At 47.7% G+C, this 14,189-nt stretch carries 14 protein-coding genes and 1 pseudogene; 13 read left to right on the top strand and 2 right to left on the bottom strand.

Annotated elements, in window-relative coordinates:
* The first annotated feature begins 12 nt into the window (after nucleotides 1-12).
* From ACFP56_RS16765 to ACFP56_RS16720, 10 genes are all read left to right on the top strand, one after another.
* The gene (locus tag ACFP56_RS16765; RefSeq protein WP_379236622.1) at nucleotides 13-306 is read left to right on the top strand and encodes a hypothetical protein; all 294 of its coding nucleotides are present in this window, start codon (nucleotides 13-15) and stop codon (nucleotides 304-306) included.
* 163 nt (nucleotides 307-469) lie between these two features.
* Complete coding sequence (locus ACFP56_RS16760) at nucleotides 470-712, top strand: hemolysin XhlA family protein (RefSeq protein ID WP_379236792.1); 243 nt, start codon at nucleotides 470-472, stop codon at nucleotides 710-712.
* A gap of 14 nt (nucleotides 713-726) precedes the next feature.
* Nucleotides 727-996, top strand: coding sequence for a phage holin family protein (locus ACFP56_RS16755; protein ID WP_379236620.1), 270 nt, complete (start codon nucleotides 727-729; stop codon nucleotides 994-996).
* Nucleotides 989-1,726 (top strand): N-acetylmuramoyl-L-alanine amidase, encoded by a 738-nt coding sequence (locus ACFP56_RS16750; protein WP_379236790.1) that lies wholly within the window; start codon nucleotides 989-991, stop codon nucleotides 1,724-1,726. Before ACFP56_RS16755 ends, ACFP56_RS16750 begins: the two co-directional genes overlap by 8 nt.
* Before the next feature lie 634 nt (nucleotides 1,727-2,360).
* Nucleotides 2,361-3,956: a peptidoglycan DD-metalloendopeptidase family protein gene (locus ACFP56_RS16745; RefSeq protein ID WP_379236618.1), complete on the top strand. Its 1,596-nt coding sequence runs from the start codon at nucleotides 2,361-2,363 to the stop codon at nucleotides 3,954-3,956.
* Nucleotides 3,957-4,097: 141 nt separating this feature from the next.
* Entirely contained in the window at nucleotides 4,098-4,844 is a 747-nt protein-coding gene (yycF, locus tag ACFP56_RS16740; protein ID WP_379236616.1) for a response regulator YycF, read from the top strand.
* Nucleotides 4,841-6,694 (top strand): cell wall metabolism sensor histidine kinase WalK, encoded by a 1,854-nt coding sequence (gene walK, locus ACFP56_RS16735; RefSeq protein WP_449290046.1) that lies wholly within the window; start codon nucleotides 4,841-4,843, stop codon nucleotides 6,692-6,694. The genes yycF and walK overlap by 4 nt, the downstream gene beginning before the upstream one ends.
* On the top strand, nucleotides 6,691-8,025 hold the full coding sequence (locus ACFP56_RS16730; protein ID WP_379236614.1) for a YycH family regulatory protein: 1,335 nt from the start codon (nucleotides 6,691-6,693) through the stop codon (nucleotides 8,023-8,025). The genes walK and ACFP56_RS16730 overlap by 4 nt, the downstream gene beginning before the upstream one ends.
* Nucleotides 8,026-8,162: 137 nt before the next feature.
* Nucleotides 8,163-8,900, top strand: a complete 738-nt coding sequence (yycI, locus tag ACFP56_RS16725) for a two-component system regulatory protein YycI (protein WP_379236612.1) — start codon at nucleotides 8,163-8,165, stop codon at nucleotides 8,898-8,900.
* Between the two features lie 32 nt (nucleotides 8,901-8,932).
* Nucleotides 8,933-9,739 (top strand): MBL fold metallo-hydrolase, encoded by an 807-nt coding sequence (locus ACFP56_RS16720; protein WP_379236610.1) that lies wholly within the window; start codon nucleotides 8,933-8,935, stop codon nucleotides 9,737-9,739.
* Here the strand turns inward: ACFP56_RS16720 and ACFP56_RS16715 are convergent.
* On the bottom strand, nucleotides 9,690-9,923 hold the full coding sequence (locus ACFP56_RS16715) for a hypothetical protein (RefSeq protein WP_379236608.1): 234 nt from the start codon (nucleotides 9,921-9,923) through the stop codon (nucleotides 9,690-9,692). The two genes, ACFP56_RS16720 and ACFP56_RS16715, sit on opposite strands and share 50 nt — an antisense overlap.
* Nucleotides 9,924-10,060: 137 nt before the next feature.
* On the opposite strand from ACFP56_RS16715, the gene ACFP56_RS16710 reads away from it, so the two are divergent.
* The 3 genes from ACFP56_RS16710 to rlmH all read left to right on the top strand — a co-directional run bounded on the left by ACFP56_RS16710 (nucleotide 10,061) and on the right by rlmH (nucleotide 12,501).
* A complete protein-coding gene (locus tag ACFP56_RS16710) occupies nucleotides 10,061-11,317 on the top strand; it encodes a S1C family serine protease (RefSeq protein WP_379236606.1) in 1,257 nt (418 codons plus the stop codon).
* Nucleotides 11,318-11,853: 536 nt separating this feature from the next.
* Nucleotides 11,854-12,021 carry a CxxH/CxxC protein gene (locus ACFP56_RS16705; RefSeq protein ID WP_379236604.1) on the top strand — a complete coding sequence of 56 codons (168 nt, stop codon included), beginning with the start codon at nucleotides 11,854-11,856 and terminating at the stop codon, nucleotides 12,019-12,021.
* Nucleotides 12,022-12,501, top strand: coding sequence for a 23S rRNA (pseudouridine(1915)-N(3))-methyltransferase RlmH (gene rlmH / locus ACFP56_RS16700; protein WP_379236786.1), 480 nt, complete (start codon nucleotides 12,022-12,024; stop codon nucleotides 12,499-12,501).
* 642 nt (nucleotides 12,502-13,143) lie between these two features.
* Here rlmH and ACFP56_RS16695 read toward each other — a convergent pair.
* Nucleotides 13,144-14,184, bottom strand: a pseudogene (locus tag ACFP56_RS16695) (recombinase family protein); the annotation flags it as partial.
* Nucleotides 14,185-14,189 lie beyond the last annotated feature (5 nt).

Genomic DNA, 14,189 nt, shown 5'->3' with positions numbered 1-14,189 from the left:
GGAGCGATGAACATGAACTTATCTTTTGAATTAATTACAAACGACGGACAGGCGGAAGGCTATATTATCTTAAACAATGGAACACCTTGGATTGTACAAGATGTATACATCCCATATCCAGCAGAAACAATGGCAGAATCAGCACAGTTGCATATCGATGCGATTATCGCAGACCATAACGCAGAACCACAACCAACCGAAATTGAACTGTTGCGTCAAGAACTGACCGACGCGAAACAACAACTAGCCGATACACAAGACGCATTAATCGAACTAGCATCTATCCTTGCAGGAGGTGCTGAATAATGGCTAAAATCTACTATGCACGCATCAAGCGAGACACGACCTTCACAATTAACAATGTACCAACATTGTGGCATGAACAGGTTCAAAAGTTATTAGATGCAGACCAACAGACCGAATAGGTCTTTTTTTATTGCTCAAAAACGGAGGTGAGCATGTGAGTGACATGCAGAACGAAATGCTTCAACGTATTACTCGCGTTGAAGAAAAAGTAAACAACATGGATGAGAAGCTTGATCGTGTCATTCGTGCAAACGAAACGGCTCTTGAGGCATTGCAGCAAGCTAAGTCGGCTCATCACCGACTTGATCAAATTGAGGATAATCAAAAGTGGCTCTGGCGTACAATCGCTGGAGCCTTTTTGGTAGCCGTTGCTGGATTTATTATCAGTGGCGGTTTTAACTACTGAAGGGGGAAGATTGGATGGATTGGAACACGATTTTTGGCTTCATTGACACAAAGCTGCTGATCGTTGTCGCAGCCTGCTGGGTAATTGGTTTTGTGCTTAAACGCACACCTAAAATCCCGAATTGGATCATTGTCTATATCGTAACGGTTTCAGCTTTGCTTATGGCGACAGGGCTGCTTGGATGGAGTGTAGAGACGCTTATTCAAGGCTTGCTTTGTGGCGCCTTTGCTGTATATGGTCACCAAGTCGTCAAGCAGGCATCGGGGCGTGATCCGAATGAGTAGCGCAGCCTACCGTTATCGACAGGACCATATTCCCTTATCAACTCCATACAATCGCCGACCTGGACTTGCCATGACTCCTACAACGATTACGATTCACAATACAGGCAATCTATCGAGCACAGCCGCAAATGAACGAGCATGGCTCACAAATCCAACAAATACTCGCACCGCGTCCTATCATATCGTGATTGACGCAATCGAGGCGATCGAGGTGCTACCGCTTAATGAAACAGCTTGGCACGCTGGAGATGGGAGCAAAGCTACTAGTGGAAACCGTACTTCGATAGGAATAGAGATTTGTGAGCGAAACACCTTAACAGGAGAATACGCGCAAACACTACGTAATGCAGTTGAGCTTGTTGCCAAGCTGCTAACAGCAAATAACTGGAGCGTAGATCGTCTACGGCGACACTATGATTGGAGCGGGAAAAATTGTCCGCGGCTTATGAATCAGGATGGCAAATGGACAGGCTGGAAACAGTTTGTGCAGCAGGTGGACGCTCGCTTATTGGAGCTAAAAACTAATAAGAGCACAGAAGCGAACAAAAGTGAAATAGCCACCGCAACTGTTATTGTAAACGGCAAGCAACTTCCGCAAAAAGGGGAAGTAAAGGCAGGCGTTACGTATGTGCCAATTCGAGCAGTAGCAGAAGCGCTAGGTGCGACTGTCAAATGGAACAGCAGCACGCAGACAGTGACCGTTACACAACCTGAATACGGCAAAGCTTAACGTAATGTCAAATGTAACCAGTAATAATCATAGCAAATAAAAATAACAATAAAACTTGCAATCGTTACATCATTAAAAACAGTAGCATAGCAGCAAATGATCTAAGAACATGGCAGGGATCAGCTTCCTCAAAGAGGGGTTGATCCCCTTGCTTACCCCACATATCCCTCACCGATGCACACAGAACTATATCTCAGCCTCGAAAACATCCAATCATCATCACTTCTAGCAAGGAATGTAATAATTAAAGAACACCAAAAACATTTGCTACATGTCAAATCCCCAATAACAAATGAGAATTTCTCCTCTTAATCGCTTACCGAATGTTAAAGCTTCCTTTGCCTAATAACAGCTCCGCAAAAGTCCATAAATCCCCTATAACTATCCATATCTATCGAATTTTGTCGCATCATTATTCCACTTTTTGGACAAAACCACAACCAGTAATTATGAGAAAATTTGTAGGAATACAGCTTAATTCTAAAAAAATATTAATGTGTCATAGTTTTGGTAAAGGTTGCCCCTATTTGTAACCCTATGTTAAAGTAAAAGGCAGGTGATCCGACAGGAGAGGGTGTCTTTAGTTCTGTTCCGACACCGATACTACTAGCAAAAGTGCGAAAAGGAGAATATCATGGCCGGATTCGGGGACATGAGTCGTATGAAGGAAGCTGTTGCGAGTTTTGTCAAAAAGCTAGGAAGCAACCGTTCATCAAAAGACTCGAACACTGAGTTAGATCAGCAGCACGATACAGCCGATGCAGTGATAAGTACTACACCACTTTGGCGTAAAAAATCTATAATCATTGGTGGCGCTATTCTAGCAGTTTCTGCTGCAGTTATCATAGGCGTACAGCAATATCAACAATATATTAAAAGCAATACTTTTGAAATTGTTCATGTCTATCAAGATGGCACGTACATAGGATCAGTAGAGAAGGTAGAGGATGTCCAGCAGCTCATTGAGGAAGAGGAGCTAGAGCTGGCTAATAACAATCCCGGCATATCTATGGAGCTTAAAACGGGCGAGCTGACCTATGAAAGTGAAGTTGGATATAAGATTGCAGCAGATACGGAGACAACGTTAAGCAAATTAGAGCAGTCATTTGCTTCACACGCAGTAGGCGTAGCGATAGTCGTTGACGGCAAAACGCTTGGCTATGTTAAGGATGAAATTGCAGCTTCGAATATTCTGAATCGATTGCAGACGCAATATGCACCGCAAGTTGCTACAGCCGAAGACGCAAGACAAATTCAGTCGCTTTCTTATAATGCGAATGAGGAAGAAGCAGATTCAGCTCAGCAGCAAGCTGCTACTAATGAAGACGAAGCGGTTACGATAAAAGATGTAGGCTTTGTTGAGAAGGTAGATATTACGCTCGATCAAGTAGAGCCGACAGTTATTCTAGAAGAAGAAGAGCTGTATAAGAAAATCATAGACGGCAGCACCAAGCCTACCAAATATGTGGTGCAAAAAGGCGATTGCATTGGCTGTATTGCGCACAAATTTGGCATTAGTGAGCAAGTAATTTACGAAAACAATCCATTTATTGAAGGCGACCGCATTACTGCAGGCGATGAGCTTGATTTAACGGTTCGCATGCCAGACATTACGGTTCGTTCAGTCGAACAATTGGTAGAAATTGAGGAAATTGCACCACCAATTGAATATGTAAAAAATGATAGCATGAGAGAAGGCGAATCGAAGACGATTCAAGAAGGAGCGCCGGGAAGCCAGCGTCTCATTTACGAGATTACGAAGGAAAATGGCTATATCTTATCCGAGGAGCTTGTAGAGAAGGAAGTTATTGAAGAAGCAGTTCCTACGATTATTGAAAAAGGTACAATGATTATCGCGGGCACAGGTACAGGTTCATTTGCATATCCTGTTTCCAACTATCGCGTGTCCAGCAAGTATGGTAAGCGCTGGGGTAGGATGCACTCGGGTGTGGACTTCACTGGCGACAAAACGATTAAAGCGTCTGATGCTGGTGTCGTTGAGTTTGTAGGCACAAAAAATGGCTACGGCAAAACGGTTATTATCGACCACAAAAACGGCTATAAAACACTTTACGGACATTTGAATTCTTATAGTGTAAGTGAAGGCGATAAAGTCGCAAAAGGCGATAAGGTCGGTGTAATGGGCAACACTGGACGTTCTACGGGCGTACATTTACACTTTGAAATTTGGAAAAACGGCAATACGGTTAATCCGTTAAGCTATCTATAAAAAGAAGGCTGAACTAGTAGAGCTAACGCTCTTGAATAGTTCAGCCTTTTGTTATTAAAAATTGCGATTCGCATAAGGTACAAGCCGACAGCCTATGGTAAAATAGAAGGTATGATGAGTTAATAAAGGCGGTGTTGGCACATGTACGGCAAGGTTTTAGTGGTAGATGATGAGCAACCGATTGCAGATATATTGAAATTCAGCCTCGAGAAGGAAGGCTACGAGGTCATATGCGCATTTGACGGACAGGAGGCTGTTTCTCTTGCCTTTTCAGAGCAACCAGACTTGATTCTGCTTGACCTGATGCTGCCCGTAAAGGATGGCATGGATGTGTGTCGCGAAGTGCGTACGAAGCTGAATATGCCGATTATTATGCTAACAGCCAAGGATACGGAAATTGATAAGGTGCTTGGTCTTGAGCTGGGTGCGGATGATTATGTCACGAAGCCGTTCAGCACACGTGAGCTGCTGGCTCGCGTGAAGGCTCATTTGCGCCGTCAGAAAAAGATCAGCAAGCAGGAGGAGCAGGGTGTTGGTTCCGAGCAGCAGGATCAGGAGCCAGAACAGCAGGGCTTGAAGCTGTTCAACCTGTTTATTGATACGGATATGTACGTGCTCTATAAGGATGGCGAGCCCGTTGAGCTGACGCACCGGGAATTCGAACTGGTTCATTATATGGCGCGCAACAGCGGCAAGGTCATGACACGAGAGCATTTGCTGCAGGCGGTGTGGGGGTTTGAATATTTTGGTGATGTGCGTACGGTCGATGTGACGATCAGGCGCCTGCGTGAAAAAATTGAGGATGACCCGAGTCGTCCTGAATACATTCTAACGCGCCGCGGCCTAGGCTATATGATGCGCAATCCGAAGTTCGGGAGTTTAGGATGAAATTGAAGTGGAAACCATTTTTTCAAACCGTTCAGGTCAAGCTCGTCATTATTTATGTACTGTTGATTCTAGTGGCGATGCAGCTGATTGGCGTCTACTTTATTAGTACGGTTAAAACATCGCTCATTAACAACTTTACGAACAACTTGAAGGAGCAGGCAGATATATTGGCCAAATTCGCTGCGCCAAGCCTGTCGCCGATTTTAGACAGTGATGGAGATGTGACAGAGAATACGAATGAGGACCTGAACCTCGTTGTGCGGAATTTGTTCAGTATTAGCGGGGCTGAGGTGCAGGTGCTCGACAGCAACGGCAAAATTGTCGCAACCTCGTTACAGCTTCATCAGTCGTATATTGGGCAAAAAAATAAGTCGCTTGCTGTCAGCCGTGCACTTCAGAACATCTCGGACAATGAAGAGGAGTTTATTGACGAGGACGGAGTTCGGAAAAAGATGATTGCGATGCCGGTTACGTACAATGAAAAGGTGGTCGGAGCGGTGCACATTGTCGCCTCGATGACTGAGGTGTACGATACGATGAATCGCGTCAACCAAATCTTTTTCTCGGGTACGATCATTGCGCTCTGCTTGACGGGCGTGCTTGGCGTTGTGCTTGCGCATACGATTACGCACCCGATTCAGGGCTTGACGAGACAAGCGGAGCTTGTGGCAGAAGGACATTTCGATATGAAGGCGCCTGTGCTTGGCAATGACGAGATCGGACGGCTAAGCATGGCGTTCAACGATATGACGATTCGCTTGAAGGAAGCCTTGTCCGCCAATGAGGAAGAAAACGAAAAGCTGATTTCTGTACTGTCAAATATGAGTGACGGCGTACTTGCAGCGGATGAAAGCAATACGGTTATGGTGTGGAACAAGCGTGCGCTTGAGCTGATGGAGCTGGGCACCCTCCAGCATGCGCATTTGCCTGATGTGCTGAACTTAAGTGAAGAGCAGCTTGCTGAGCTGCAGCAGGGTCGCACGCAAATTTTCGTGAAAAGCAAGGAGCGTTATGATGATTCTGGCAAGCTGGAGGAAGAAACGATTCTTAAGGTGACTCTGTCGCCAATTCATCGGAGAGATCGCGGCATTACAGGCGCGATTGCGGTACTGCAGGATGTTACCGATCAAGAAAAGCTGGAGTATTCGCGTCGTCAATTCGTTGCCAATGTGTCTCATGAGCTTCGCACGCCGTTGACCACGATCAAGAGCTATGCTGAGGCGCTGAACGATGGCGCGCTTGATGAGCGCGAGCTGTCTGAACGCTTTGTTGGTGTTATTCGCAATGAAACGGAGCGCATGATTCGCCTTGTTAGCGATCTGTTGCATCTATCTCGGCTTGACTCGAATCAGGCACCGCTCCGCCGCCAGCAGACGAATATCCAGGAGATGCTCGATGAGGTGGCAGATCGCTTCTCCTTCCAGCTGCGGCAAAAGTCGATTACCGCGAAGGTGAAGGTTGATCGCAGTGTGAAGCAGGTGTGGCTTGATCGCGATCAGATTGATCAGGTGCTTGATAATCTAGTATCGAATGCTGTCAAATATACAAGCGACGGCGGAAGTCTACGGATTACTGCGATGCGCTCGAAGGATAAGGCCTATGTGGATATTTGCGTGCAGGACACGGGAATAGGGATTCCGGCGAAGGATTTGTCGCGCATATTCGATCGCTTTTATCGCGTAGATAAGGCGCGCTCCCGCAATATGGGTGGGACTGGACTTGGCTTATCCATTGCCCGGGAAATCGTTAAGCATCACGGCGGCAAGATTACACTGGAGTCGGAGCTTAATGTAGGGACGACGGTTACATTTAGCCTGCCGCTGCTGCAGGAAGGGGGCAAAGCCAAATGATCGAGAGATTGAAGACAGGTATTTTGATTGTTTTGGTGGCGCTAAGCCTTGTCCAAACTTACTTTCTTGCTTACCGGATGCCGTGGCTGGGTACGACAACTCGGTCCGATCAAGACTATGTCAACACTGAGCTGCTAGGACAAAGCAGCAATGTGGAGCAGATCATTTACCCTGAGGAGCTGATTTTGCATCTTGGTAATGATGAGCACTCGATTATCTACCCGAATACGCAGTTTTATGAGCTGATTGTTCGGCAGCGTCTTGCAAGTCGAGAGTTCAAGGGATTTCAGGTGCTGGTTAAATCTCCTTTAAACTGGGAGGAATTAAGGCGTCAGCATAAAGGGATTGAGCTGTCCTTCACGCAAGGAGTATCGTTTGAGCTATTGAAGCGACTTATGAAGCTGAATACCGATGGCGTGCAGGATAATGTGCAGCTAAGCGGTATTTATATATATGCGGTTGAGGAATCGGAGGAGGTGCAAGCATATTTCTTCGATCAGAACGGCTCAACCGTCTATCAGGCACTGCATGTGGACCTGACGGTGAAGGATATCGGCGATTATGTCGGGTTTGGGGAGTATTTGCCGCGTTATACGTATGTACGTGATCATTTATATGTGGCTAGCGAACCGATTCAGGCAACGGAGTATATGTATAGCTATGAGGTATTTACGCCTGAGCAGATGCAGCGCAGCTTGTTCTTTGATTCCAGCTCTACGCGGGCGATTGTGAATCGTTCAGGCTCGCAAATTTATACCGATGGCAAGCGCGGCTTGAAGGTTGAGCAGAATGGGCTATGGATTAACTATACGAACTCGGTGGCAACGCAGACGAACAATGTGCCGCTTGGTGAAAATGTATTTTTGGCAGTAGATTTTGTGAATCAGCATGGCGGCTGGGATACGAGCTATCAGCTTGTTAAGGTGCCAACGCAGGACGAGCGTTATGTTCGCTTCCGCAAATATATCGATCAATACCCTGTGATTGATATTAGTCCTTTCAATTACGGCTATATTCAGCTTGGCGTGCAGCAGGGCGTAGTAGTGGAGTATGAGCGATCACTGATCAAGCTGCCACAGCAGGCAGATCGCAAGGAAATTCGCTGGTTGTTTGGCGGAAAGATGCTGACCAATCAGCTGGAGCTGTATGAGTTTGCGGATGACATTGTGTCGATCTATCCAGCGCTGAAGGTTATCCCGCAGCAGGAGCAGAAGATTCAATTCGTTCCAATCTGGGCAGCTCTGCTAAAGGATGGCCGAGAGGAAGTGCTTATGGATGCGATGCCGGTGGGCTATGATCCTGAACGTGGAGGCAGAGGGCCGCAGCAGTAGCAGACTGGATGTGCTATGCACTCGATGTGCCGTGTGATTGAGTCCTAGCTATTGATACTTTCATCGTGATTAGATTAGAGCCGTGCAAAGGCTGGATAATTGGGCTTATACATTTGTGAAGGATGAGGTGAAGCGAGTTGGACTGGGGTAGAGCAAAAAGCGTAATGATTTTTTCGTTCCTGCTGCTGAATATATTGCTTGGCTATCAGCTGTGGACTGATGTAAGGGCGCAGCTCAATGCGAATGCCAACTCAGCGGAGCTTCCTGCCGATAAGCTGCAGATTATGCAGCAAAAGCGGATTACATTATCGACAAATTTGCCATCGGAAACCCCGATGATGGGCGATCTGACGTATTTGCTGCATTCAGACAGCATGGAAAACCGCAAGCCGACCTTAATCGTGCCTGCGGCAGATAGTGCGGTGGTGTTTAATGAGAATCAGCTTGTGCGTTCGCTTGGCGAGTTGATTCCTGATCTAACGGAGTATGTATATGACGTGCACAGCAGTCGTGATGGAGTGTTCGTCATGCACCGGACTGTGGACGGGCGGCCGATGTTTCATACGAAGCTGGAGCTGTACAATAGTAATCTGAAAATTACGGCCTACCTGCAGGACCGCGTGCAAATTACGCGCACTGGTGAGAAGCAGCAGGTGCTTGCAGCCTCCAAGGTGGTTTCGAGCTTGATCGAATCTTATCTTGAGCCGGGTGCGGTGATCGTAGATATTCAGCTTGGCTATTATGGTCAAATTTTCGATTCAGAGGTACAGGTGGCGACGCCTTCATGGCGCGTGATGCTGGACGATAGCAAGATCTATTATGTAGATGCAATAAGCGGAGAGGTATTAACTGACAATATGGAGGACAAGCTATAACGGCTCCTGTCAGCTGGGAGAGGACATGAAGCATGAGTTTACGTTTTACAGTGTTGGCAAGTGGTTCAACGGGGAATGCCACGATTGTACAGAGTAGAGATACAACCATTATGATAGACGCAGGTCTTAGCGCGAAAAAGCTTGATGAGCTGATGAAGCAGCAAGGCATTTCGGGCCATGATGTTGATGCGCTGCTTGTGACGCATGAGCATTCGGATCATATAAAGGGATTGGGCGCATTTGCACGCAAATTCGATCTGCCCATCTATGCAAATGAGCCGACATGGGATGCGCTGGAGCGGCATGTCGGCACGATTAGCCAGGAGAAGCGCATGGTTTTTCAAAGCGGCGAAGAGCTTAGCTTTGGCAGCATGCGCGTTCATACCTTTCATATTTCACATGATGCTGCGGAGCCGATAGGCTACACCTTCGAGCAGGATGGCTGCAAGCTGGGCGTCGCAACAGATCTGGGCTATGTAAGTGAGAAGGTTAAAGGACATATCTATGATTGTGATGCGCTTGTGCTAGAGTCGAATCACGATACTGAGATGCTGCGCATGGGCCGCTATCCCTGGAACATTAAGCGGCGCATTTTAAGTGATATTGGACATTTATCCAATGTTGCAGCAGGTGAGGCACTAATTGAACTAATGACGGATCGCACGAAGCGGGTATATCTTGCTCATTTGAGTCAGGATCATAATCAAATGGACCTGGCGATGCTAACCGTTAATTCTATATTCGAGAACAACGGAATATTTTATAAACGAGAGGAATTTCCACTGCGCCCTACTTTCGCTGATCGGCCAACGCCTTGGGATGAGCTAGGTCGGCGATAAGCTCCTCTAGCGTACGATCAATGCGCTGCATCATGCGAGAAAGCTCACCATCATTGACGATGCCTTTGTTAGTGAGAATGGCGAGTAGACCATTTAAGGTAAGCAGTGTCTGGTAATGCTCCTGCTTTAAATCCGCGAGCTGTGCGGCAAGCTGCACGTGCTCATAAGAACGAGAAGTTGACATAGAATAAAGGCCTCCTATATGAAATTTATGGTAAAATATAATGAGAAATTGAATGCTATTACTAGTTTAGTCTAATCTCGCAAAAACATTCCTGATTTTGTAAAATAATATAGAAATGATGGAGGGGAGCGCAGTTCATGAGCTTGTTCGATGATGATTTTTATTCCTCGAAGGTGTCCCGCAAGACGCTGCGAGAGCATCTTGGAAACCGAAAACGTGGAGGCAGATGGCTGGGACGCTTAAGAAATCAAAAAAGCGTCCAGCTAGTTGTGCTGTCTTCGGTAACGACTGTACTTGTGATTGCCGTGCTGTATGGACTGCTGTTTGGCTTTTCCCCTTCATCGCGACACGGCTCGAGCATGGATTTTTCTGCTCGCGCTGTGGAGGCGAGCGACCACATTCGTCCAGCGGTGGTGAGCATTATTAATGAGCAGAAGTTTTCGCTGGAGCTAGGTGGCGGACCGCTTGAGCAGGATGCCGAGCAAAGCGGTGTATATCGCGAAATCGGGGTTGGATCAGGCGTTATTGTGCAGAAGGATGAGCAGTACGCCTATATTGTGACGAACTATCACGTCGTAGCATCGGCACATCGCGTCAAGGCGGTACTAACGACAGGCGAGCAGCGCGAGGCTGAAGTGGTAGGACTCGATCAGATTACCGATCTGGCTGTGCTTAAGGTGGATGCAGCAGGTATCGGACAGGTTGCAGAGATCGGAGATTCCTCGAAGCTGCGTGCGGCAGAGTTCGTAATGGCGATGGGCAATCCGCTTGGCATGGGTGAGGCGATTACGTTTGGGGTCGTCAGTGTAATACGTGAGACGGTTCCGGTATCACTTGCACAAAATGGCGTGCTTGACTGGGAGCAGGAGGTCATCCGCGTCGATGCTGCGATTAACCAGGGCAACAGCGGCGGGCCGCTAGTTGATCTGAATGGCAGAGTCGTAGGGATCAACAGCATGAAGATTAGCAATTTCGGTGTGGAGAGCATCGGCTATGCGATTCCGATCAATAATGTAATGCCGATTGTATCGGAGCTAATTGATAGTGGCTATGTGTCGCGTGCGTATTTAGGCGTGATGATGCTCGATCTGCAGCAGTACTGGAGCAGACAGGAGCTCGAGGCTGAGATAGAGGGTGAAAGTACGCTTAACCTGCCGCAGGAGGTATACGAGGGGATCATTGTGCTGGAGGCGCTCGGACCTGCGAAGGAAGCGGGATTGGAGTTCAATGATGTGATTGTGAAGCTGGATGATACGAAGATTCGCAATACGCGTGAGCTTAGAAGATATCTGTACAATCAGAAACAGATCGGCGATAGCATCGTTGTACACTATTACCGTGGCAAGGAGCTGCTCACAGCAACCGTGACGCTTGGGGAGAATAAGCCGGAGTAATGGTTTGTTAGTTCGAGTGTCATGTACGTAGTAGTGTGTGCAGCGGGGCGGTATGTGTGATAAACGGTCAGTGTAGTGTGAGGCAGTTAGTGCTCGTTGTGGTGAATGGTAAGTGTAGAGGTGTCGCGTAGCGCATGTCGGTTTTGTATATCACTTCGTGTATCGTCCGATATATCGCTTGGTATATAGATTCGTGTAGATGAACGTATAGACCGATGGTAAGTTTTGATATACTTTGATCTATCAAGTCGTATATCAAATAGTGTGTTGGAGAGTGTCATACTTCTTGTAGCCAATAGTGTGAGCTAATGGTATAGAGGATTGTATACATGATTGTGTTGTTGGTTGTGCAGATAGCGTTCGGTTCAAAAGAAATGTAATGCATAGACAACAAATGGGAGTCAATGAAAAGCCGCGAGATGACGGGCTGCGCTGGGTAAAGCGAGCTGGTCTCTCGCGGCTTTTGCTGTATCGTATAACGAATTGTGATATGCTAAGACTATAGAATAGACACTAAGGAAAAAGGAAGAGACATTATGTATTGTGTATGTAAAGGCTGTATTGAGCATGCGTTAGAACGCTTTGTTGATGAATATGAGGATGCACCAGATATGGTGAATTTGAAGGAAACCGAATTTGCCGATTGGGACCCGCCGCGCAAGTGTGACCTATGCGAGGAAGCTGCGGAAGTATTGGTGGTCTAGATGCATATTGGAATTGTCGCGGTAGGCAAGCTGAAGGAAAAGTATCTTGTAATGGGCATGGCTGAGTATGCAAAGCGCCTCGGCCCTTATATTAAGCTTACGATAAATGAGGTGCCGGACGAGAAAGCACCTGAGACGATGAGCGAAGCGGAAGAGGAACAGGTGCGTGATCGCGAGGGTGAGAAAATTCTGGCACATATTAAGCCAGAAGCGCACGTTATCGCACTGGCGATTGACGGCCAGCTGTGGTCGAGCGAGGATCTGGCAGAGCAGCTGGACAAGCTGGCTACGTATGGCAAGAGTCATGTGGTGTTCGTGATAGGGGGAAGCAATGGCTTGTCGCAGGCAGTGTTGAAGCGAGCGAATCAACGCCTGAGCTTCGGGCGAATGACGCTGCCGCATCAGTTGATGCGTCTGGTGTTGATCGAGCAGGTATATCGTGCGGTGAAGATTAATCGTGGGGAACCGTATCGCCTTTAAGGGTAAAATAGAAAGGGACTCCATGATGGAATCCCCTCGATCTTCACCGGATAAGCTGTTGCCCGAATCCAGCATCCACGCTTCGACAGGAGCGATGTAATTGCATGACTCGTCCACCGCGAGGCGGGTGAGCAGGTTATAGGAATCATGGTTGATACGGTCAATCGTAAAGTCGAAGTGCAGATGGATGGCCTTGACCTGACGTCCCTTGCCCCGGGGGGCTTCCGGGGTGATCTGGATGCTCTCGACCATCAGCCGCAACAGGGCTTTCTGTTCCTCGGCATCCACCGCCGTCAGCTTGTCCTGTATGTGCTTCAACAGATGGTGCAGGGCGGTCGCATCAACAGGCGTACTGTTATCCTCGGCAATTTTGCTTTCTATAGCTTCAAGATTCTCTTGTAGCTGTTCATGTTGCGTATGAGCCTTCATAAGCTCAGGCTTGAGGATCGGGACAAGATCAGGATCATTCATAAGATTGTCTTTGAGCTTTTGCAGCTTCCTGCCCATGCTGTTCATTTCGTCCAGTATGGCCTTCTTCTCTGCCTGCAAGGGAGCTTCCGCACCGGAACGAAGCTTGTTGATGTTGTCTGCTAGTTGCCCGGCAATATCCGGTCTGGAGGCGACACGTACAAGCTCCTCAAACAACTGCTCCTCGGCTACATCCGCACGGATGCTATTGGAGCGGCATACCGTTGTTCCCTTGTTATGAAATTGCCCGCATGTATAGTAGCGGTATGATTGACCTTTGGCTCCTTTGGAACGAGCCGGAACCATCCCGTGACCGCATACCGGGCATTTCAACAGTCCGCTGAGAATGTAGGGCTGATGGGAGCGGGCAGGTTTGTACGAGCGTTCCCCAAGCTTGTTATGGACGCTGTTCCACAGCTCCAGCGGAATCAGCGGCTCGTGTAAACCATCCACCAGCAGGAAATCCGGGTTCTTACTTTTTCGGCGTTTCTCCGCCCAATCGACAACCTGATTGTATCTGATTTTCCCGATGTACATAGGATTGCTAAGGATGGTCTTGATGCTATTTGTACTGAAGGGCTTGCCTGTCTTCGACCGATAGCCTTCTTCATTGAGCCGCCGGGTAATGGCCTTGAAGCCCATTCCCTGATCAGCATATTCAAATATTTTGCGGACGATGACGGCTTCGTTCTCATTGATGACAAGTTCCTTGTTCACGCTGTCGTAGCCCAGCGTTTTTCCTCCGTTGTACCGTCCTTCCTTGGCCCGCTGTTCCATCCCCATCTTCACACGACCAATGATCGTGTTACGCTCCAGTTCGGCAAACGAGCCGAGAAACTGAAATGACGCCTTTCCGAATGGAGTCGTTGTATCAATTTGTTCGCTTAAACTTACCAGCCTCACATTGTTCCGCTCCAAGGTGTCACTAATCTCCAGTGCATCCTTAAGCTTGCGAGCCAGGCGGTCAATCTTGTAAATGACCAAAATATCAAATTTATTCTGGCCTGCATCCGTCAGCAGCTTTCGCATTCGCGGGCGGCCAGCGATGCTTTTTCCACTTTTTCCTTCATCAATATATTCGCTCACGATTTCAATATCATTGCGTTCGCAATACTTTCTGATCTCGTCAATCTGTGCGGTGATGCTGAATCCTTCCTTGGCTTGCTCTTCGGTGCTTACGCGGGCATACAGAGCGGCTCTGATTGAAGGGGTCATAGGGT

Source organism: Paenibacillus septentrionalis, assembly GCF_042659865.1.
Classification (GTDB): Bacteria; Bacillota; Bacilli; order Paenibacillales; family Paenibacillaceae; genus Pristimantibacillus; species Pristimantibacillus septentrionalis.
Note: the sequence above shows the minus strand (reverse complement) of the source record. Positions and strands in the feature narration are given on the sequence as shown.